We start from the raw sequence: 19,391 nt of genomic DNA on the forward strand, positions 1-19,391 counted from the left end.
TTCGGGTAATTGGAGCGAGGCATGGCGGTCTGCTTCTGCTCGATCAGGCCCCCGGCGAGGATCGAGAAGAGGGGCAGCGGCGGTGGAGAGCCAGCCTGCTTCGTGGCCAAGGTCGTGACCGCATGCCGCAAGGACGCGTTCTCGCCCTCCTGCTTCTCGATCTCGGTCCGGAGCGTCTCGATAGCCTCGTAGGAGCGCTCGATCCAGGTCTTGTCCTTCAGCCTCTCGGCGAACCGCTCGATCTCCGCCTCGAGCGCCTCGCTGCTGCCCTTCTCCAAGCCTCTCTCCACCCTCATGCAATACAGGTCGAAACGCGTCGACAGGAGGCGCGCGCGCCGGCGCGCCTCGGACGCGGGCATCCGCCCGAGCGCCTTGCGCGGAGGCCTATCACGAGAGGAGGTTCACGAGATGTGAGGGAATTCGGCGCTGGTATGTCCAGCCGCCCGGACGCTGCCAAAGATGGGTCGCCATGGATGTGTACAGCCTCGTGTACAATCCGATCTGCGGCGATCCGGAAATTCAGCAAAATCAATGGCCTGGGAAAATGGCGCTCCCTAGGGGACTCGAACCCCTGTTTCCGCCGTGAGAGGGCGGCGTCCTAGACCGCTAGACGAAGGGAGCGGCGCGCCAGCGACGCGTGTCGCGTCGGTGTGGGCGGGGATATAGCTTCTCGTGCGCCGCTCCGCAAGCGCTCATGACCCTCCGACGACGGAAATTATCTGCCCCGAGCGCATGTCGATCAGGAGGACGCGGATTCCCTCGGGCGTCTTCACCGTCAGCGCCAGACGGCCGCTGTCGGTCTGCGCCGAGACGACCTCGGCATCGGGGCCGAGCAGAGCCGCGATCTCGGGCCTCGAGACGACGCTCGCGGGCCCCTCCGGCATCTCCTCCCCGCCCATGCGGTTGACGATCGTGCCGACGACGACGAAGAAGCCGATGACGATCAGCACGCCCATCACGATCACGGCGACCTGCAGGATGCGGGTCGCCCGCGGCGACCAGCTGGACGGATAGGCTTCCGGGGTGTCTTTGTCTGACATGGATGACAACAGAACGATCGATCTCGTGGCGCCCGAGGAGGCGCAGGGCGAGCGGCTCGACCGGGTGCTGGCCGCGCTGCTCGCCGATTTCAGCCGCTCCCGCCTCCAGGCGCTCATCAAGGAGGGCCGCGTCGGCGTGGGCGGGCGGACGATATGGGAGCCCCGCCACCCCGTCAACGCGGGCGAGGCCCTGCGGGTCGAGGTGCCCCCGCCCGAGCCCGCCGTGCCGCAGGCCGAGGACATCCCGCTCACCGTCGTCCACGAGGACGCCGACCTCATCGTCGTCGACAAGCCGGCGGGCCTCGTCGTCCACCCCGGCGCCGGCAACTGGCGGGGCACGCTCGTCAACGCCCTCCTCCACCACGCAAAGGGCGAATTGCCGGGCATCGGCGGGGTCGAGCGCCCGGGCATCGTGCACCGGATCGACAAGGACACCTCGGGCCTCCTCGTCGTCGCGAAGACGGAAGCCGCCCACCGCGCGCTCTCCGCGCAGTTCGCCGACCACGGCCGCGAGGGGCCGCTCGAGCGGGCCTATCTCGCCTTCGTCTGGGGGGTGCCCTCGCCGCGCAAGGGGACGATCGACGCCCCGCTCGGCCGCTCGCGGCAGAGCCCCGAGCGCCAGGAGGTGCGCGCCGGCGCGCGGCACGCCGTCACGCACTACCGCGTCCTCGAGGCCTATCCCGACCCGACGCGGCCGGGCGAATCGCTCGCGAGCCTCGTCGAATGCCGGCTCGAGACGGGCCGGACGCATCAAATCCGCGTGCACATGGCTCATATCGGCCATCCGCTGATCGGCGACGAGACGTATGCCAAGGGCTATCGCACGAAGGCGAGGAGGCTCGGCGAGGATGCCCGCAAGCTGGTCGAAACCCTTGAAAGACAGGCGCTTCACGCCTATCTTCTGGTGGTGTCCCATCCCGTCACAGGCGAAGATCTGCGCTTCGAGTCGGCGTTGCCTCCCGAGCTCGAGGCGTTGCGGCGCGCGCTTGCCGGATCCTGACGGCGACGAGGCCGTTTTCTCGACATAGTGGACGGATGGAATGATTCGGCCGGGACGATCCGGCTGACACGGGCCCTCGGACGCCCGCGCTGCCCGAAGATGGGGGCCGGACAGAGGGTGCCGCAAGAGGGAAAGGACGAGAGCCATGGCGAATCTGTCGCTGCCCGCCGTCGCGGGGAAGGTGGGCTCAGCCGCTATCTGGAAGAGATCCGGCGGTTCCCGATGCTGGAGCCGGACGAGGAGTTCATGCTCGCCAAGAGCTGGCGCGAGCATGGCGACCGCGAGGCGGCGCACAGGCTGGTGACGAGCCATCTGCGCCTCGTGGCGAAGATCGCGATGGGCTATCGCGGCTACGGCCTTCCCGTGGGCGAGATCATCTCGGAGGGCAATGTCGGCCTCATGCAGGCCGTCAAGCGCTTCGAGCCGGACAAGGGCTTCCGCCTCGCGACCTACGCGATGTGGTGGATCCGCGCCTCGATCCAGGAATACATCCTGCGCTCGTGGAGCCTCGTGAAGATGGGCACCACGGCGAACCAGAAGAAGCTGTTCTTCAACCTGCGCAAGGTGAAGGGCCAGATCGCCGCGATCGAGGACGGCGACCTGCGACCCGACCAGGTCTCGGATATCGCGACGAAGCTCGGCGTCAGCGAGGACGAGGTCGTCTCGATGAACCGCCGCCTGTCGGGCGACGCGTCGCTGAACTCGCCGCTGCGCGGCGACGGTGAGTCGACGACGGAGTGGCAGGACTGGCTCGAGGACGAGGAGGCGAACCAGGAGACGAGGCTCGGCGACGAGCAGGAGCTCGACGCCCGCCGCAGGATGCTGGTCGACGCGATGGGCACGCTGAACGATCGCGAGAAGCGCATCTTCACGGCGCGCCGCCTCGAGGAGGAGCCGCTGACGCTCGAGGAGCTGTCGGGCGAGTTCGGCGTCTCGCGCGAGCGGGTGCGCCAGATCGAGGTCCGGGCCTTCGAGAAGGTGCAGCAGGCGATGCTGCAGGCGAACGAGGCGGCCCAGGCGGGCGCCGCCTGAGGAAGCTCCCCCATGCCACGCCGAACGAAGGGCGCCCTCGCGGCGCCCTTTTTCGTGTCTTCAGCCCGGCGGCCTGGCCCGCGACAGGAAGGTGCGGCCGCTCGAGGCCATGTCGATCAGGATCAGCGTCGTCGCGATCGCCAGCGGTGCGAAGTAGTAGAGGAGCCGGAACATGAGGATCGCCGCCAGGAGCTCCGCCTTCGCCTCGACCGGGACGCTGAACAGGAGCACCGCCTCGACGACGCCGATCCCGCCCGGCACGTGGCTCGCCGCGCCGGCCCCGATCGCGGCGATCGTCACGGCGGCGAAGGTGAGGAAGTCGAGCGGGAAGGGTTGCGGCACGAGCAGGTAGAGGGCGCCGGCGGAGACGAGGACGTCGACCGTCGAGGCCGCGAGCTGCCCGAGCGCGATCGGCAGGCGCGGGATCGGCAGGTTGAAACGCCACAGCTTCACCGGCCGGCCGACGCGGGCGGCGAGGACGAGATAGGCTGCGATCGCGACGGCGGCGGCCGCGCCCGCGCCCCACACGACGACGACCGGCAGGCCGAGCGCCTGCGCCAGCGCCCCGCCGTCGCCGAGCGCCGCCGCCGCGAGGATCGCGCCGCCGCCGACGAAGAAGCAGACATGCGAGTAGAGCGTGACGACGGCGACGTCGCCCGCCGTGAAGCCGAGCGGCCTGTAGCCCCGGTAGCGCAGCGAGCCGCCGGTGACGACGGCGAAGCCGAGATTGTTCGAGAAGCTGAAGGCGACGAAGGCCGTCGGCGCCACCTGGCGGAAGGGTATGGATTTCGTCAGCAGGCGGATCGACAGGTAGTCGTAGGTGACGAGCATGAGATAGGCGACCGCCACGTGCCCGGCCGCCGCGAGCAGGAGCGGCCACGGCACCTCCATCATGGTCGCGCGAACGGTGGCCACGTCGATCGCCTCGACCTCGTGGTGCAGGATGAAGCCCGCGGCCACGAGAATCGCCACCATGACGACCGCGCCGAAGGCCCGGCCCGGTCTTATGCCGAGAAGTCTTGCGCGTAGATCGTGCCACATCGTGCGAAGCGGAGAGATGTCCGTTCTGGTTATGGCGCGTGTGGCGAACGGCCGACGCGCGGAAGACGCTCTATAGGGGTTTCCGCGCGAAGATAGGGTTCCGGGCCGGTGCCCGCCACCTCTTGCCCGAAGCCGCGGCTCCGGGGAAGCGGCAAACGGCCACACCCGGCGGGGAACGCCGTGCGAGGCGGTGGGATTTCGTCTGCGATGGCCGGGCCGCCACATCGGGCGGGCCGCCCCAGCACGGAAGGAGCCGGCATGGCCGATACCGACATGACAGCGCCGGCGATGGTGCTCGCGCCCGAGCTCATCCCCGGCCACGACGTGCCGTCGCCGCCGCAGGAGGGCGAGACGCTGGCGGAGTGCCTCGCCTATGTCGTCCGCTACGTGCCGCGCGAACACCGGGACAAGGTGACGATCGCGGCGGGTGCGGGCGCCGAGGCGCGACATTATGCCGGCGACGAGATCGAGCGGCTCGCCAGGGAGGCGAATGTCGAGGCTCTTCCGGAGGGTCTCCCCGTCCGCCCACCGCACCTGACATCCGACACGGCTATGGTCGACGGCGGGCCGGGCCGCCGATAGCATGGCGGCAGGAATATGGGGTATGAGCAGGCCTCCGCTGCCTCGGCACGCGGGGCGAGACGCACATCCCGGAACACGACGGACAGCCCGCCGACATGTCGAACGAGATCCTGGATCAGGCCCCGGCCGCCACGGCCGGCGAGCCCCATGTGCGGGAGATCGCGTGGATCGAGCCTCATGAGGCTGCCCGCAGGATGCGCCCGCTCGGCGGGTTGAGCTTCCTCGACAGCGCGATGCCGCACGGCGAGCTCGGTCGCCACTCATATGTCGCTGCCGCCCCGTTCGGACGCTTCACGGTCGAGGAGGGCAAGGCTGCCTGGAACGGGCGCGGCCTCGATGGCCATCCGGTCGACGCGCTGCGCGACCTCCTCGCCCTCTACCAACGGCCCCGGCTCGCAGGTCTGCCCCCGTTCCAGGGCGGCGCGATCGGCTTCTTCGGCTACGAGTTCGGGCGGCTTCTCGAGCGGCTGCCCGCCCCTGTCCCAGCGATCCTGGGTGCCGTGCCTGAGGCGTCGCTCGCCTTCCACGACGCGCTCGTCTCCTTCGACCACGATGGGCGGCGCGCTTTCGTCGTCTCGACCGGCCTCCCGGAGCAGGACCCGGCCGTTCGGGCCCGCCGCGCTGCCGATCGCGCGGCCGGGATCGAGGCCATGCTGGGCCGGCCGGCGCCACGCCCCTCCCCTCTGCCTGCGGTGCCGCGGGCCGGCTGGCGCTCGAACTTCACGGCGGAGGCGTACCGCCTTTCCGTGGCGCGCGTGGTCGAATACGTGCTCGACGGCGACATCTTCCAGGCGAACCTAGCCCAGCGCTTCGAGGCCGATCTCCCTCCGGGGCACGACCCTTGGGCCTTCTACCTCCGGCTGAGGGAGACGAACGCTGCGACCTTCGCCGCCTATCTCGAACATGGCGACCTCGCCGTCGCCTCGAGCTCGCCCGAGCGCTTCCTGAAGCTCGACCGCGACGAGGTCGAGACGCGGCCGATCAAGGGCACGGCCCCCCGCTCGCCCGACCCGAAGGAGGACGCGAGAAACGCCGAGCGCCTGCTCGCGTCGGAGAAGGACCGGGCCGAGAACCTGATGATCGTCGATCTCCTGCGCAACGATCTGTCGCGCGTGTGCCGGCCGCACAGCGTGAAGACACCCTCGCTCTGCGCGCTCGAGACCTATGCAGGCGTCCACCATCTCGTCTCGGCGGTCACCGGCACGCTCACGCGCGGCAGGTCGGCCGTCGACCTCCTCGCCGCCTCCTTCCCCGGCGGCTCGATCACCGGGGCGCCGAAGCTGCGGGCGATGGAGATCATCACCGAGATCGAGCAAGAGGCGCGGGGCGTCTATTGCGGCGCGATCGGCTGTCTCGGCTTCGACGGCTTCCTCGACACGAACATCGCGATCCGCACCGTCACCTTCAGGGGCGGCAAGGCGTCCTTCCATGCCGGCGGCGGCATCACGGCGCTGTCCGAGCCGGAGGCCGAGTACCGCGAGACGCTCGACAAGGCCGAGCGCATCTTCCGCGCCTTCGAGGACTCAGGAGAGGCGCACGCATGATCCTGGTCGTCGACAACTACGATTCCTTCGTCTTCACCGTGGCCCGCTACCTCGTCGAGCTCGGGATGGAGACGAAGGTCGTGCGCAACGACGCCGTCGACGCCGACGACGTCCTCGCCCTGCGCCCGTCCGCCGTCGTCCTTTCGCCGGGTCCGTGCGGCCCGCGCGAGGCCGGCCACTCGCTCGACATCGTGCGGCGGGTCAACGGGCGAATCCCGCTCCTCGGCGTCTGCCTCGGGCACCAGTGCATCGGCGAGGCGTTCGGCGGAACGGTCGGCCGCGCGCGCGAGCCGATGCACGGGCGCGCCTCGGCGATCCACCACGACGGCACCGGCATCTTCCGCGGCCTCCCCTCCCCGTTCCGGGCCGGACGCTACCACTCCCTGGCGGTGGAAATCGCGGACGAGGCCGCCTCGCCGCTGATCGTCACCGCCCGAAGCGAGAACGGCGAGATCATGGGCCTCGCCCACCGCGCGACCCCGACCTACGGCGTCCAGTTCCATCCGGAATCGGTGCTGACCGAGCACGGCCACCGCATGCTCGCGAACTTCCTCGACATCGCCCGGGAATGGCAGCTCCATGCTGTGGCTTGACGGGGCGCTCCACGAGTCGACACGTGCCCCGTTCGACCTGCGGGACCGCGGCCTCCTCCTCGCCGACGGCCTGTTCGAAACGCTCCTCGTGCTGGAGGGCCGCCCCGTCCATCTGGATCTCCACATGCGCCGCCTCATGGACGGGGCGAAGACGCTCGGCATCGACGTCGATCTGGCGGAGGTCGAAAGCGCGACGACGGCACTCGCGGCGGTGCGGCCCGGGCACGCGATAGTTCGTGTCACCGTCACCCGCGGCGTCGGGGAGCGCGGCCTGAAGCCATCCCCCGGCGGGCGCGCGACCGTGTTCGGCATCGCGTCGCCCTGGAGCCCCGCGATCGCGTTTCAGCCGCTCCGGCTCGCGACGAGCACGATCCGGCGCAACCACACCTCGCCGCTGTCGCGGCTCAAGTCCCTGTCCTATCTCGACAACGTGCTCGCGCTGCAGGAGGCGCTGGCCGCCGGTGCCGACGACGCCCTCATCCTCTCGACGACGGGCAATGTCGCCTGCACGAGCGCCGGCAACGTCTTCGCCGTCGTCGCCGGTGAGCTCCTGACGCCGCCCGTCGCCGACGGCGTGCTCGGCGGCACGATCAGGGCGCGCCTCCTGTCGCTCGCCGACAGTGTCGGCCTCCGGCCGCGCGAGGCGTCGCTTCGGCCCGCCGACCTCGCGCGCGTGGACGCCGTCTTCGTCACGAACAGCGCGCGTCTCGCCTGCCCCGTCACTGCGCTCGACGGCCATGCGATCGCCGCGGGTAGCGAATGGCACGCGCGGGTCGAGGGGGTGATCCGGCGGGACATCGCGGCCGATGCCGGCGTCGAGTTCCCCGCTGCGCGGCCCGCCTGACCGTCACGCCGCCGACGGTCAGCTCACGAGCCGGCGCAGCTTGCCGAGCGCCGTCTCGTCGCTCTCTCCGGGCGCAATCGTGCCGACGAACTCGCCGTTCGCGTCCATGAGGTAGAGCGTGGCCGTGTGGTCCATCGTGTAGTCGCCGCTCTCGGTCGGGACCTTCGCGGCGTAGACCCGCCACTTCTGCATCATGTCCTTGACCTGCTCGGGCGAGCCCGAAAGGCCGGTGATGCGCGGGTCGAAAGCCTGGAGGTAGCGGTGGAGCTCCTCCGGTGTGTCGCGCTCCGGATCGACCGTCACGAAGACGGCGTTCATCCGGTCGGCGTCGGCGCCGAGCTCCTCCATCCGGTTCGAGAGCTCGAATAGGGCGGTCGGACAGACGTCGGGGCAGTGGGTGAAGCCGAAGAAATAAACGGTCGGCCGGCCGAGAAACGCCTCCTGGGTGACGGTCTCGCCGTCGTCGTTCACCATCGTGAATTCGCCGCCGACCGCGGCGCGGCCGCTTCCGCTGACCTCGGCCACCTGCGTGCGGAACGCGTCGCTCGCATACAGAGCGATCGTCGCGCCCACGAAGAGCACGACGAGGATCCATGCCGTCCAGCGGATCATCCGCATCGTTTGGTCTCCTGCCTGTGGCGTGACTGCCGGGACCCTATCAGTGCCGTCGCCCCGGGGAAGGTGCCCCGTGGCCGCAGGCCCGTCACTTCGGCGCTGGGATCGCCTCCTCGCGCGCAGGCACGTCGTAGCCCTTCTTCACGGCCGGCCGGTCGGCGATGCGCTCGTACCACGCCCTGACGTTCTTGTAGTCCGCGAGGGAAACGTCCTGCCGCTCGAAGCGCGCTGCCCAGGGCCAGATCGCGATGTCGGCGATCGAGTACTCGTCCGCCACGAAATCGCGCCCCTGCAGCCGCTTGTCGAGCACCCCGTAGAGCCGTTTCGTCTCCTTGCCGAAGCGATCCTCGGCATAGGGTGCCTTGCCCCTGTTGTAGTGCAGGAAGTGGTGCGCCTGGCCGAGCATCGGGCCGAAGCCGCCCATCTGCCACATCAGCCACTCGACGGCGCGCCAGCGGTTCTCGGGGTCCTTCGGCAGGAGCTTGCCAGTCTTCTGGGCGAGATACATGAGGATCGCCCCCGACTCCATCAGCGTCATGCCGGTGTCGCGGTCGACGATCGCCGGGATCTTGTTGTTCGGCCCGATCGCGAGGAACTCGGGCTTCATCTGGTCGTCCTTCGTGATGTCGACCTCGTGGACCTCGTAGGGAAGGCCGAGCTCCTCGAGGGCGATCGAGATCTTGCGGCCGTTCGGCGTGGTCCAGGTGTAGAGATCGATCATATTCGTGCCTCTCTCGATGGCGGGCGGGGAAGGTCTGGCCCATAACTAGTCTGGCCCGCCCCGCCCGTCGACACCCTCCTAGCGCACGACCGTCGTGTACTCCTCGAGCGGCGGCACCTCGTCGATCAGGCCCCGCTCCTTCATGAACTGGGCGAACGCCTCGTAGCGGCCGCGGTCGAGCGCGGCCGGCCGCTTCGCGAAGCGCGGCAGCGTGTCGAACCAGGCGCGCCTGTTCAGCTCGTCGTCGAGGTCGGGATGCGCCTTCAAGAAGAGCTCCCAGCCCTCCTCGGGATGGTTCGTGAGCCAGATCGTCGCCTCCTCGATTGCCGAGAGGAACTTCGGCAGGCGCGGATCGTCCTTCAGCTCGTGGCGGGTCACGAGAATAAGCTCGTCATAGACCGGGACGCCGTGCTCTTCGGGGTAGAAGGCGCGGCCGGGCTGGCCGTCGATCTCCATCTGGTTGAGCTCGAAATTGCGGAAGGCGCCGATCACAGCGTCGACGCGGCCGGCATAGAGGGAGGGCGACAGCGAGAAGTTGACGTTCACGAGCTCGACGTCGTCGAGCGAAAGCTCCGCACTCTCCAGCATCATGCCGAGAAGCGCGTCCTCGAAGCCGCCGACAGAGAAACCGACCGTCTTGCCCTGAAGGTCCGCGAGGGTCTGGACCTCGCTGTCGTCGAGCACGACGAGCGTGTTGAGCGGCGTCTCGATGAGCGTGCCGATCCAGGTGAGGGGCAACCCCTCCTTCACCTGCAGGTAGAGGTTCGGCTGGTAGGAGATGGCGATGTCCGCTTCCCCCGCCGAAACGAGGCGCGGCGGCGCGCTGGGATCGGCTGGCGGCACGAGTTCGACCGTAAGTCCGCGATGTTCGAACAGGCCCTTCTCCTGCGCGACGACGAGCGGCGCATGATCCGGGTTCACGAACCAGTCGAGGAGGACCGTCAGCCGCTCCTGGACCTGGCTCGGCGCAATTTCGCCAGCGCTGTCGGTCGCTTGCTCCTGCGCAACCGCTGGCGAGGCGAGGAGCGCGAGGCCGAAAAGCGCGTGCCACGGATTCATGTTCGTTTCTCCCTGATGTGGTGTGGTCGGTGGTTCAGTCTTCCGCCACCCAGGGCACCATCTTCCGGCTCAGGCGCTCGACGAGAGCCCGGACGAGGATCGCCGTGAGGGCGAGGATGAAGAGGGCGGCGAAGACGCGGTCGGTCTGCACGCGGGCATTCGCCTGCAGCATGACGAAGCCGAGGCCCTTCGAGGCGCCGACCCATTCGCCGACGACCGCGCCGATCGGCGCCACGGCCGCGGCGACACGCAGGCCCGAAGCCAGGCCGGACAAGGCGGCCGGCAGGCGCACGAGGAGGAGCGTCCGCCACGGGCTCGCCCCGCTGAGCCGCGCCAGCTCGAGAAAGCCCGTGTTGGTCCGCCTGAGGCCATCGAGAAAGGCCGACGCGACGGGAAAGAAGATGATCAGCGTCGCCATGACGACCTTCGAGGCGAGGCCGTAGCCGAACCAGATGACGAGGAGCGGCGCGATCGCGAAGACCGGCAGGGCCTGGCTCGCCACCATCACCGGCAGCATGACGCCGCCCGCCCTCGGAAAGAGGCTGACCGTCAGGGCGGTGGCGACGCCGAGCGCGGCCCCGAGGAGGAGGCCCAGGACGATCTCCGACAGCGTGATGAAGCCGTGATAGGCGAGGAAGCGCCAGTCGTCGGCGAGCGCTTCCGCCACCCGCAGCGGCGCCGGCAGGATGTAGGGCCTGATCTCGAGGAGAACGATCGCCGCCTGCCAGATCGCAAGGATCACCGCCGCCGGGACGGCGACGCGCAGGACACGGCGCGCGAGCGCGCTTCGCATGGCCAAGGCCCGCTAGCGCTGCCGGGGGTTCCGCGGGGTGCTGGCGGCTCGGTGAATGCGACGCATCGATGGATCTCCTCGCGACAGGGTCGGAGATCCGGGAATTGGAGAAGGCTTTAGGGATCTTTGAGGCGTTCCCGTCCCTTCGCCGGCATGACCCGGATCAGGTTCAAAGGGTTCGGGATCGAGGTCCCATCTCAGCTCCTCGCGGAGCACCCCTCGGACATCTCACATGATTGCACCGGCAGTGAGCCGGTGCAAGCCTCGATCAATTGCAGGTCTCGTCGGTCAGTTCCAGGCCTCGAAAGCCTGCTGGAAGACCCGCCGGCCCTCCTCGCCCTTGGCGATCGACAGCACTGCGCGCCCGCCGTTCTCGTAGACGACCGGGATGTCGATGAAGTCGCGCGACAGAAGCTCCTGCACGTTGCGCTGGCGATCGAGATCGCTCTCCGACAGGCCGACGAGGAAGAAGCTCTCGGTGACCGGCACGACGGCTCCGACGAGAGGCTGGCCGCTCGCGCGCGGCGTCGCCTTCATGATGAGGCCCGGCACGTTCGCGATGCCGCCGCCGCCGAAATCCTCCGGCAGATCGAAGACGAGCTCGATCGTGTGGCTGGCCGGAAGGTCGGCGTCGGTGTTGCGCCGGATCATGATGGACAGTTGAACCTCGCGGTCCGGCACCCGGACCGTTCCGGATATCGCCTGCCCCGGCCCCTGGCTCCCATTCTCGGAGACGACTTCCCAGCGCACGCTCCCGCCGATCGTGTTCGCGTTGCCAGGCCCGCCCTCCGCCTCTTCGATAAGAAGCGCTTGCGCCGATGCACCGGCGGGTGTCGGCTGGTCGGTCAGCGCAGGCGGCTCCTCGCCGGCGGCGGGCGGCGCTTCGGCCTCGGCGGCAGGGACGTCCTCATCCGCATCCCGCATCACCTCCTCCTGGACCTCCTCGGCCGTCGGACCGGCCTCCGGCTCCGGCTCGGCGGGAGGCACGGTGAACTCCGACTGCGCCTCGCCCTCCGTACCGGGTTGCGGAGCGCCCTCGTCGGGGGCCCTGTCCTCGCTCGCGACCCGGTCGAGCGTCCGGTCGGCGGTCGAGAAGATGAGATCGCTCTGCCACAGCCCGAATAGCGCGAGGGCGAGCACCACCAGGGCGGCCGCTCCCCACATCAGGGGCCGGCGCCCGCGACGTTTCGGTGCCGTCGCCTGCTCCGCCTCGTAAGCGGCAGCGGCGGCCCGGGTGCGTGCAGCGGCCTCCTCGCCGGCATGTTGCCCGTCACGCGGCCGGGGCGCCTCATCCGGCGCGCCTCTGCTCGTGCGATCCCGCTCGGGTGCGGTCTCCCGCGGGCGGCCACGCTCAGCCTCTCCCTCGGGCCACTCGCGTCGAGGCCGCTGGGATCCGACGCTCTCACTCCCCCCTGCGCCGGCCGTGCGTGCGGAGGCGACGGCCGCGGCAGCGGCCGTGCCCGCCTCCTTCGTGGCGGTGCTCTGTCCCTCGGCCTTCGCCTTCTCTTCCTGGCGCGGCTCGGGCGCCCGCGACGGTGGTGGCACCGCTGCCGGCTTCTGGTCGATCCCGGGCGCGAGATGCCTCGTATCCTCCTCGCTGCCAGCTGCGCCCGCATCGTCTCCGGAGTACTCCTGCTCCAGGCGGGCTATCGCCAGATCGAGGGCTTCTGCCTGATGAGCGAGATCCTCGTCGGAGACCGGCGGATCGAGCGCGCGCAGCTGGGCGAGCAGAGCAGCGCGAGCCCTGTCGTAGAGTTGGGCGCGGGTGTCCGGCGAGTTATCTTCGAGGTTGTCGATGGCCCGCCGAAGGACCGCTACGAAATCCGCCATGTCTCAGCTTTTTGAATGCAGGGTAAAGAAATCACTTCGCCCTAGCGTTTAATCCTCGAACGGGTCGTGGACAAGGATCGTGTCCTCTCGCCTGGGGCTCGTCGAGAGAAGAGCCACGGGAGCGCCGATCAATTCCTCGATGCGGCGGACGTACTTGACCGCCTGAGCCGGCAGCTCCGCCCAGGAGCGGGCACCCTCGGTGCTCTCCTGCCAGCCCTCGATCGTCTCGTAAACCGCCTCCACCCTAGCCTGGGCCGAGGGTGAGGCGGGAAGATGGTCGATTGTCTCACCATCCAGCCGATACTCGACACACACCCTGAGCTCGTCGAAACCGTCGAGGACGTCGAGCTTCGTCAGCGCGATACCGTCGATCCCGCCCGTCCGAACCGCCTGGCGGACGAGTACGGCATCAAACCAGCCGCAGCGCCTCTTGCGACCGGTGACGGTGCCGAACTCTCGGCCGCGCTCGCCGAGCCTGTCGCCGACCGCGTTTTCCTGCTCGGTCGGGAACGGTCCGCTCCCGACGCGGGTCGTGTAGGCCTTGGTGATGCCGAGCACGTAGCCGAGCGCCGCCGGTCCCATGCCGGAACCGGCCGCGGCCTGGGCGGCGACGGTGTTCGACGACGTCACGAAGGGATAGGTGCCGTGATCGACGTCGAGCAGCGTGCCCTGAGCACCTTCGAACAGCATGCGCTTGCCCGACCGGCGCTGGCCGTCGAGCAGGTTCCAGACCGTATCCGCGAACGGCAGCACCTTCGGCGCGATCTCGAGCAACTGCTCCTCGAGCTCGCCCGCATCGCATTCCGGCCGCCCGAGGCCTCGCCGCAGCGCGTTGTGGTGCACGAGAAGCCGCTCGATCTTGTCGCGCAGCGAACCCGGCTCCGCGAGATCTCCCACGCGGATCGCCCGTCGCCCGACCTTGTCCTCGTAAGCGGGGCCGATGCCGCGCTTCGTCGTGCCGATCTTGCCGGCGCCGGCCGCCTCCTCGCGGAATGCGTCGAGCTCGCGGTGAAGCGGCAGGATGAGCGTCGCGTTGTCGGCTATCCGCAGCGTCGCGCGATCGATCGTCACGCCGAGCTCCTGGACGCGCGCCACCTCGTCGGCAAGAGCCCAGGGATCCACGACCACGCCGTTGCCGATGACGGAGAGCTTTCCGGGACGAACGATGCCGGATGGCAGGAGGCTCAGCTTGTAGGTGGTCCCATCGACGACCAGCGTATGGCCCGCATTGTGTCCGCCCTGGAAGCGGACGACCACGTCGGCCCGCTCCGACAGCCAATCGACGACCTTGCCCTTACCCTCGTCTCCCCACTGGGAGCCGACGACGACCACGTTCGACATGTCTCAAGCTCTCTTCGCTTCATGCATCACCGGCAGCTGGAAGCCGACGCTTGGACGTGGGCGCTGACGGTGGACGCGCGACTTTACAGACTTCCCCCCGCGGGGCTAGTGCGATCTGGTTGAAATCGCAAGGCCACGAACCCCCGATGCTGTCCCGAGTCGCTGCATGGCTGTTCGGCCAAGCCTACCTCCTGCTCATCCTCGCCACCTTCTTCTGGGGCGGCAACATGGTGGCCGGCCGTGCGGCCGTCGGTCACGTGCCGCCGGTCACGCTGGCCACCGTGCGCTGGATCGTTGCGTTCCTCGTCGTCCTGCCGTTCGCCTGGCCCCACCTGAAGCGTGACTGGCCGGTCATCCGCGAGAACTTCGCGTTCCTCTGCGCCGTCGGCGCGACGGGCATCGCCGCGTTCAACACGCTGGTCTATGTCGGGCTCGAATACACGACGGCGATCAAGGCGGCGCTCCTGCAGTCGACTCAGCCGCTGCTCATCGGCCTGTGGTCGTTCCTCCTGTTCGCGGCAATCCTCACCGGCCGCCAGCTCGTCGGGATCGCCATCTCGTTCGTCGGCGTCGTCGGCATCATCACGGAATGGTCGCCGCAAGCCCTCTTGGGCCTGGACCTCAATGTCGGCGACCTCATCGTCTTCGCCGCCTGCGTGTCCTACGCCCTCTACTCCACGCTCCTCAGGCGCATGCCGCCGATCCACTGGACGTCCGCCCTCGCCTTCACGTTCGCGGTCGGCGCGATCATCCTCTGCCCGTTCTGGTTCTGGGAGATGGCGGAGGGCCGGTACCCCGTGTTCGACGGCACCACGATCTTCGTCACGCTCTACGTCTCGCTGCTGCCATCGATCGTGTCCTATCTCTGCTACAACAGAGGCGTGCAGCTCATCGGCCCGAACCGCACGGGGCCCTTCCTCCATCTCGTGCCCGTCTTCGGCACGGTCTTCGCGATCGTCATCCTCGGCGAGAAGTTGCACCTCTACCATCTCGCGAGCTTCGCACTGATCTTCACCGGCATCGCCATCGCCGCCCGCGGGCGGCCCCTCTCCGCGACGGTGCCGGCCGGGACCGGACGCCTCTGAGCAGGCGCGTATCCACACCAGAAGGAGCTCCGCGAGAATCATGCGGAGCCGGCCTCCCGGCAAATATTTCCCCTTGAAGCGCGGGCTCGAATCCCTTACCTACGCGCTTGCCCATCAAGCGCACGTGCCTGTGGTCGCCGGGCAGCCCTCACCCAACGGATCGGTCGAGGGACGGCGGCTTAAAGCAACGACGGTTCGGGCTTCCTTAGTCTCTGCCGGCTGTTCCAAAAGCCGGGGTCACTGAAGAGGCACACCATCATTGCCGGACGTGCGGACGGGCATGATCCCGTTCCAATCCATGGCATCACCACGCTCCGCCCGAGGCGAAGGGTGCGCTTATCCGCACCTCGCGTCTGACGACGGAGCATCAGTTCGGCGCCGTGCCGATCGACTTCCGGGAAATCCACCGCCCGGATGAATCGGACGCATGTGCACCGAAAGGTTCGCCACCTTTTGGAACGGGAGCTTCCCCGATGCTGACTGACCGTATTCGCCAGTTCCTCGACTCCCGACGATTCGACGGTCCCGTCGTCGTGGTCGATCGCGAGGTCGTGCGCGAGAATTACGAGGCTTTCGCCCGCGCGCTGCCCGACACGCGCATCTACTACGCCGTGAAGGCGAACCCGGCGCCCGAGATCCTCGAGCTCCTCGCCGGGCTCGGCTCGAACTTCGACACGGCTTCCGTGACGGAGATCCGCCAGGTACTGGCCGCCGGCGCCTCGCCGGACCGCATCTCCTACGGCAACACGATCAAGAAGGAGCGCGACATCGCGACCGCCTTCGAGCTCGGCGTCGACCTCTTCGCGGTCGATGCGGTCGAGGAGGTGGAGAAGGTCGCCCGCGCCGCGCCGGGTGCCCGCGTCTTCTGCCGCGTGCTGACCGACGGCGAAGGCGCGGAGTGGCCGCTGTCGCGCAAGTTCGGCTGCACCGCGGACATGGCGATCACCGTGCTCGAGCACGCTCACCGCCTCGGCCTGCAGGCGCGCGGCGTGTCGTTCCACGTCGGGTCGCAGCAGAACGATCTCGGCGCCTGGGACAAGGCGCTCGAGCTCTCGGCCTATGTCTTCCAGACGCTCGCCGAGCGGGGCATCCGCCTGTCGATGGTGAACATGGGCGGCGGCTTCCCGGCTCGCTACCTCAAGGAGATTCCCGGCGTCATGGACTATGCCGGCGCGATCTTCGGCGCGCTCAGGAAGCATTTCGGCAACCGCCTGCCCGAGACGATCATCGAGCCTGGCCGGGGTATGGTCGGCAATGCCGGCGTCATCCGCTCCGAGGTCGTGCTGATCTCGAAGAAGGCCGCCGACGACGACAAGCGCTGGGTCTATCTCGACATAGGCAAGTTCGGCGGCCTGGCCGAGACGATGGACGAGGCGATCCGCTACCCGATCCGCACCCGTCACGACGGCGGCGCGACGGGGGACTGCGTCATCGCCGGCCCGACCTGCGACTCCGCCGACGTGCTCTACGAGAAGGCGCCCTATGCGCTGCCGATCTCGCTCGAGATCGGAGACGAGGTGCTGATCGAGTCGACCGGCGCCTACACGACGACCTACTCGGCGGTCCAGTTCAACGGCTTCGCCCCCCTGGCCTCCTACGTCATCTGACGGGGTTCACGGACATGATCGAAATCGTCACCGAAGCGCCGGGCGACGCCCCGGCGATCGAGGTCCTGCTCGACGACGCGTTCGGCCCGAACCGGCGCATGAAGACGGCCGAGCGCTTGCGCGAGGGCCGCCGGCCGGCGGACGGGCTCGCGCTCGTCGCCCGCGACGGCGTCCGTCTCGTCGGCACGATCCGGCTCTGGCACGTCGATGCCGGCGGTCGCCCCGCCCTTCTGCTAGGACCCGTTGCGGTGCGCTGCCAGTGGCAGAGCCGCGGCATCGGCGCGACGCTCATCCGGGCGTCGGTGGCACGCGCCCGCGACCATGGTCACGGCGCTGTCATACTGGTGGGGGATGCACCGTATTACGGTCGCTTCGGGTTCGAGCGCGAGCCGGTGCTCGATCTGGCGATGCCCGGCCCTGTCGAACTCGAGCGCTTCCTCGGACTTGAACTTCAGCCCGGCGCACTCGAAGGTGCATCCGGCATCGTCACAGCCACCGGCGTCCTCTCGGGTGTCTCGCACGCTCCGGCCGACGCCCGCCCGCTCATCGCCGCCGCGCTCTAGGAGGAGACGCGGCGGCCACGCCAGCCGCCAGGGAGCAGAGCCATGACCGACCGCGAGATCCTCGCCGCCGTCGAGGGGCCGATCGTGATGATCGGGTTCGGGTCGATCGGAACCGGAACGCTGCCGCTGATCCTTCGCCACATCGACTGCGACCCGTCGAGGATCGTGATCGTCGATCCGAGCGAGGAGAACCGGGGTATCGCCGACCGCCATGGCATCCGCTTCCTCAAGGAGCGGCTGACCCCCGAGAACTACATCGACATCCTCACGCCCCTCCTGATGGATGACGAGGGACGGCGCGGCTTCTGCGTCAATCTTTCCGTCGACGTCTCCTCGGTCGCGATGATGGAGCTCTGCCATGAACTGGGCGCGCTCTACATCGACACCGTGGCCGAGCCCTGGCTCGGCTTCTACACCGACGAGACGAAGTCGCCCTCCGAGCGCTCGAACTACGCGCTGAGGCAGCGGGTGCTCGACCTGCGCGACCGCCTGCCGAAGGGCTGCACCGCCGTTTCCTGCTGCGGCGCCAACCCCGGCATGGTCTCGTGGTTCGTCAAGCAGGCGCTGCTCGACGTGGCGCGCGACACCGGCCACGAAACCGAAGCGCCGACCTCGCGCGAAGGCTGGGCGCACCTCGCCCATGTTCTCGGCGTGAAGGGCATCCACATCGCCGAGCGCGACACCCAGCGCGCGAAGGATCCCAAGCCGCGCGGCGTCTTCGTGAACACCTGGTCGGTCGAGGGCTTCATCTCCGAAGGCCTGCAGCCGGCCGAGCTCGGCTGGGGCACGCACGAGAAGGAACTGCCCTTCGACGGCCGCGAGCACGAGTTCGGCTCCAAGGCGGCGATCTACCTGATGCGCCCCGGCGCCGGCACGAACGTGCGCACCTGGACGCCGACGGCGAAGGCGCAGCACGGCTTCCTGATCACCCACAACGAGGCGATCTCGATCGCCGACTTCTTCACGCTGCGCGAGGGCGACCGGGTCGTCTACCGCCCGACCTGCCACTACGCCTACCACCCCTGCGACGACGCGATCCTCTCGCTGCACGAGATGGCCGGCCGCCAGTGGCAGCCGCAGAACAAGTGGCGCATCCTGCACGAGGAGGAGGTGCTCGACGGCATCGACGAGCTCGGCGTCCTCCTCTACGGCCACGAGAAGAACGCCTACTGGTACGGCTCGCAGCTCTCGATCGAAGAGGCCCGCCGGCTCGCGCCCTACCAGAACGCGACGGGCCTGCAGGTCACCTCGGCCGTGCTCGCCGGCATGGTGTGGGCGATCGAGAACCCCGACCGCGGCATCGTCGAGGCCGACGAGATGGACTTCGCCCGGTGCCTCGAGATCCAGCGCCGCTATCTCGGCCCCGTCACCGGCACCTACACCGACTGGACCCCTCTGAAGGACCGCGGCCAGCTCTTCCCCGAGGACATCGACGAGGAGGATCCCTGGCAGTTCAAGAACGTGGTGGTGCGGTAGGGGGGCTGACGGCGTCGCGAATTACCGACGCGGGAGGGGAGCGAGCGGCGGAACGTTGTGTGGGTGTGAGGGGGGCAACAAAAGGTGGGTTCACACGCGACCCGGCATCTCTTCCACGAGGCCTCCTGACCTGCCGCTGAGTTTTTCCTCCAGAAGCGATTAGAGCCCGGCCCGAGGGAAGGGACGGACGGATGAAGCGGAAGCGGTTCACGGAAGAGCAGATCATCGCGGTTCTGCGCGAGCATGAGGCGGGGGCGAAGACGGGCGATCTCGCCCGCAAGCACGGGGTCTCCGAGGCGACGCTGTACAATTGGAAGTCGAAGTACGGCGGGATGGACGTGTCCGACGCCAAGCGGCTGAAGGCGCTCGAGGAGGAGAACACGAAGCTGAAGAAGCTCCTCGCCGAGCAGATGCTCGATGCGGCCGCGCTCCGAGAGCTTCTGTCAAAAAAATGGTAGGGCCCGCCGCCAAGCGCGAAGCCGTCGCTCACCTGCAGGCCGCGATGGACCTGTCGGAGCGTCGGGCCTGCCTCATCGTCGGCGCCGACCGCAAGATGATCCGCTACCGCTCGCGTCGGCCCGACGAAGCCGAGCTCCGCGGCCGACTGCGCGAGCTCGCCAACGAG

19 protein-coding genes, 1 tRNA gene, 1 pseudogene and 1 riboswitch are annotated in these 19,391 nt (G+C 68.8%); of the genes and pseudogenes, 11 read left to right on the forward strand and 10 right to left on the reverse strand.

Annotated elements, in window-relative coordinates; translation table 11 throughout:
• From N177_RS01795 to N177_RS01805, 3 genes are all read right to left on the reverse strand, one after another.
• Positions 1–278 (reverse strand): hypothetical protein (locus tag N177_RS01795; RefSeq protein ID WP_152527812.1); only part of this gene is annotated, 278 nt, incomplete at its 3' end.
• 267 nt (positions 279–545) lie between these two features.
• Positions 546–621, reverse strand: a tRNA-Glu gene (locus N177_RS01800).
• 71 nt (positions 622–692) lie between these two features.
• Entirely contained in the window at positions 693–1,040 is a 348-nt protein-coding gene (locus N177_RS01805; RefSeq protein WP_040484983.1) for a hypothetical protein, read from the reverse strand.
• Here N177_RS01805 and N177_RS01810 point away from each other — a divergent pair.
• Positions 1,039–2,040, forward strand: a complete 1,002-nt coding sequence (locus N177_RS01810; RefSeq protein WP_040484984.1) for an RluA family pseudouridine synthase — start codon at positions 1,039–1,041, stop codon at positions 2,038–2,040. The genes N177_RS01805 and N177_RS01810 overlap by 2 nt on opposite strands.
• 117 nt (positions 2,041–2,157) lie before the next feature.
• Positions 2,158–3,072: an RNA polymerase sigma factor RpoH gene (gene rpoH / locus N177_RS01815; RefSeq protein WP_023430510.1), complete on the forward strand. Its 915-nt coding sequence runs from the start codon at positions 2,158–2,160 to the stop codon at positions 3,070–3,072.
• Between the two features lie 60 nt (positions 3,073–3,132).
• Here the strand turns inward: rpoH and N177_RS01820 are convergent, their stop codons facing one another.
• Positions 3,133–4,047, reverse strand: a complete 915-nt coding sequence (locus tag N177_RS01820; RefSeq protein WP_040484985.1) for a putative bifunctional lysylphosphatidylglycerol flippase/synthetase — start codon at positions 4,045–4,047, stop codon at positions 3,133–3,135.
• 324 nt (positions 4,048–4,371) lie between these two features.
• Here N177_RS01820 and N177_RS01825 point away from each other — a divergent pair, with 324 nt between their 5' ends.
• The 4 genes from N177_RS01825 (at position 4,372) to N177_RS01840 (ending at position 7,676) form a co-directional block, all read left to right on the forward strand.
• Complete coding sequence (locus N177_RS01825; protein WP_023430512.1) at positions 4,372–4,695, forward strand: hypothetical protein; 324 nt, start codon at positions 4,372–4,374, stop codon at positions 4,693–4,695.
• Positions 4,696–4,790: 95 nt separating this feature from the next.
• Positions 4,791–6,239 carry an aminodeoxychorismate synthase component I gene (pabB, locus tag N177_RS01830; protein ID WP_023430513.1) on the forward strand — a complete coding sequence of 483 codons (1,449 nt, stop codon included), beginning with the start codon at positions 4,791–4,793 and terminating at the stop codon, positions 6,237–6,239.
• The gene (locus tag N177_RS01835; protein ID WP_023430514.1) at positions 6,236–6,832 is read left to right on the forward strand and encodes an anthranilate synthase component II; all 597 of its coding nucleotides are present in this window, start codon (positions 6,236–6,238) and stop codon (positions 6,830–6,832) included. The genes pabB and N177_RS01835 overlap by 4 nt, the downstream gene beginning before the upstream one ends.
• Positions 6,819–7,676, forward strand: a complete 858-nt coding sequence (locus N177_RS01840; protein WP_023430515.1) for an aminotransferase class IV — start codon at positions 6,819–6,821, stop codon at positions 7,674–7,676. The genes N177_RS01835 and N177_RS01840 overlap by 14 nt, the downstream gene beginning before the upstream one ends.
• 18 nt (positions 7,677–7,694) lie before the next feature.
• Here N177_RS01840 and N177_RS01845 read toward each other — a convergent pair whose 3' ends face one another.
• The 6 genes from N177_RS01845 to N177_RS01870 all read right to left on the reverse strand — a co-directional run bounded on the left by N177_RS01845 (position 7,695) and on the right by N177_RS01870 (position 14,035).
• Positions 7,695–8,294 carry an SCO family protein gene (locus N177_RS01845; RefSeq protein WP_023430516.1) on the reverse strand — a complete coding sequence of 200 codons (600 nt, stop codon included), beginning with the start codon at positions 8,292–8,294 and terminating at the stop codon, positions 7,695–7,697.
• Between the two features lie 85 nt (positions 8,295–8,379).
• A complete protein-coding gene (locus N177_RS01850; protein ID WP_023430517.1) occupies positions 8,380–9,012 on the reverse strand; it encodes a glutathione S-transferase family protein in 633 nt (210 codons plus the stop codon).
• A 78-nt stretch (positions 9,013–9,090) separates the two neighbouring features.
• Positions 9,091–10,071, reverse strand: a complete 981-nt coding sequence (locus N177_RS01855; protein ID WP_023430518.1) for an ABC transporter substrate-binding protein — start codon at positions 10,069–10,071, stop codon at positions 9,091–9,093.
• Between the two features lie 34 nt (positions 10,072–10,105).
• Positions 10,106–10,864, reverse strand: coding sequence for an ABC transporter permease (locus N177_RS01860; RefSeq protein WP_023430519.1), 759 nt, complete (start codon positions 10,862–10,864; stop codon positions 10,106–10,108).
• A 123-nt stretch (positions 10,865–10,987) separates the two neighbouring features.
• Positions 10,988–11,094: riboswitch (TPP riboswitch) on the reverse strand.
• Between the two features lie 58 nt (positions 11,095–11,152).
• Positions 11,153–12,694, reverse strand: coding sequence for a hypothetical protein (locus tag N177_RS01865; RefSeq protein WP_023430520.1), 1,542 nt, complete (start codon positions 12,692–12,694; stop codon positions 11,153–11,155).
• A gap of 48 nt (positions 12,695–12,742) precedes the next feature.
• Positions 12,743–14,035, reverse strand: coding sequence for an adenylosuccinate synthase (locus tag N177_RS01870; RefSeq protein WP_023430521.1), 1,293 nt, complete (start codon positions 14,033–14,035; stop codon positions 12,743–12,745).
• 146 nt (positions 14,036–14,181) lie between these two features.
• Here N177_RS01870 and N177_RS01875 point away from each other — a divergent pair, with 146 nt between their 5' ends.
• The 5 genes and pseudogenes from N177_RS01875 to N177_RS20865 form a co-directional block, all read left to right on the forward strand.
• The gene (locus tag N177_RS01875) at positions 14,182–15,120 is read left to right on the forward strand and encodes a DMT family transporter (RefSeq protein ID WP_023430522.1); all 939 of its coding nucleotides are present in this window, start codon (positions 14,182–14,184) and stop codon (positions 15,118–15,120) included.
• Between the two features lie 473 nt (positions 15,121–15,593).
• Positions 15,594–16,727: a type III PLP-dependent enzyme gene (locus N177_RS01880; RefSeq protein ID WP_023430523.1), complete on the forward strand. Its 1,134-nt coding sequence runs from the start codon at positions 15,594–15,596 to the stop codon at positions 16,725–16,727.
• Positions 16,728–16,741: 14 nt separating this feature from the next.
• Complete coding sequence (locus N177_RS01885) at positions 16,742–17,290, forward strand: GNAT family N-acetyltransferase (protein ID WP_023430524.1); 549 nt, start codon at positions 16,742–16,744, stop codon at positions 17,288–17,290.
• A 42-nt stretch (positions 17,291–17,332) separates the two neighbouring features.
• On the forward strand, positions 17,333–18,766 hold the full coding sequence (locus N177_RS01890) for a homospermidine synthase (protein WP_023430525.1): 1,434 nt from the start codon (positions 17,333–17,335) through the stop codon (positions 18,764–18,766).
• A 191-nt stretch (positions 18,767–18,957) separates the two neighbouring features.
• Positions 18,958–19,391, forward strand: a pseudogene (locus N177_RS20865) (transposase); the annotation flags it as partial.

It is taken from the genome of Lutibaculum baratangense AMV1, assembly GCF_000496075.1.
In the GTDB taxonomy this organism is placed as follows: Bacteria; Pseudomonadota; Alphaproteobacteria; order Rhizobiales; family Tepidamorphaceae; genus Lutibaculum; species Lutibaculum baratangense.

Coding starts and splice junctions, on each gene's coding strand:
- N177_RS01810 (WP_040484984.1), top strand. CDS start 1,039: ATGGATGACAACAGAACGATCGATCTCGTGGCGCCCGAGGAGGCGCAG.
- N177_RS01805 (WP_040484983.1), bottom strand. CDS start 1,040: ATGTCAGACAAAGACACCCCGGAAGCCTATCCGTCCAGCTGGTCGCCG.
- N177_RS01820 (WP_040484985.1), bottom strand. CDS start 4,047: ATGGTGGCGATTCTCGTGGCCGCGGGCTTCATCCTGCACCACGAGGTC.
- N177_RS01825 (WP_023430512.1), top strand. CDS start 4,372: ATGGCCGATACCGACATGACAGCGCCGGCGATGGTGCTCGCGCCCGAG.
- pabB (WP_023430513.1), top strand. CDS start 4,791: ATGTCGAACGAGATCCTGGATCAGGCCCCGGCCGCCACGGCCGGCGAG.
- N177_RS01835 (WP_023430514.1), top strand. CDS start 6,236: ATGATCCTGGTCGTCGACAACTACGATTCCTTCGTCTTCACCGTGGCC.
- N177_RS01840 (WP_023430515.1), top strand. CDS start 6,819: ATGCTGTGGCTTGACGGGGCGCTCCACGAGTCGACACGTGCCCCGTTC.
- N177_RS01845 (WP_023430516.1), bottom strand. CDS start 8,294: ATGCGGATGATCCGCTGGACGGCATGGATCCTCGTCGTGCTCTTCGTG.
- N177_RS01850 (WP_023430517.1), bottom strand. CDS start 9,012: ATGATCGATCTCTACACCTGGACCACGCCGAACGGCCGCAAGATCTCG.
- N177_RS01855 (WP_023430518.1), bottom strand. CDS start 10,071: ATGAATCCGTGGCACGCGCTTTTCGGCCTCGCGCTCCTCGCCTCGCCA.
- N177_RS01860 (WP_023430519.1), bottom strand. CDS start 10,864: ATGCGAAGCGCGCTCGCGCGCCGTGTCCTGCGCGTCGCCGTCCCGGCG.
- N177_RS01865 (WP_023430520.1), bottom strand. CDS start 12,694: ATGGCGGATTTCGTAGCGGTCCTTCGGCGGGCCATCGACAACCTCGAA.
- N177_RS01870 (WP_023430521.1), bottom strand. CDS start 14,035: ATGTCGAACGTGGTCGTCGTCGGCTCCCAGTGGGGAGACGAGGGTAAG.
- N177_RS01875 (WP_023430522.1), top strand. CDS start 14,182: ATGCTGTCCCGAGTCGCTGCATGGCTGTTCGGCCAAGCCTACCTCCTG.
- N177_RS01880 (WP_023430523.1), top strand. CDS start 15,594: ATGCTGACTGACCGTATTCGCCAGTTCCTCGACTCCCGACGATTCGAC.
- N177_RS01885 (WP_023430524.1), top strand. CDS start 16,742: ATGATCGAAATCGTCACCGAAGCGCCGGGCGACGCCCCGGCGATCGAG.
- N177_RS01890 (WP_023430525.1), top strand. CDS start 17,333: ATGACCGACCGCGAGATCCTCGCCGCCGTCGAGGGGCCGATCGTGATG.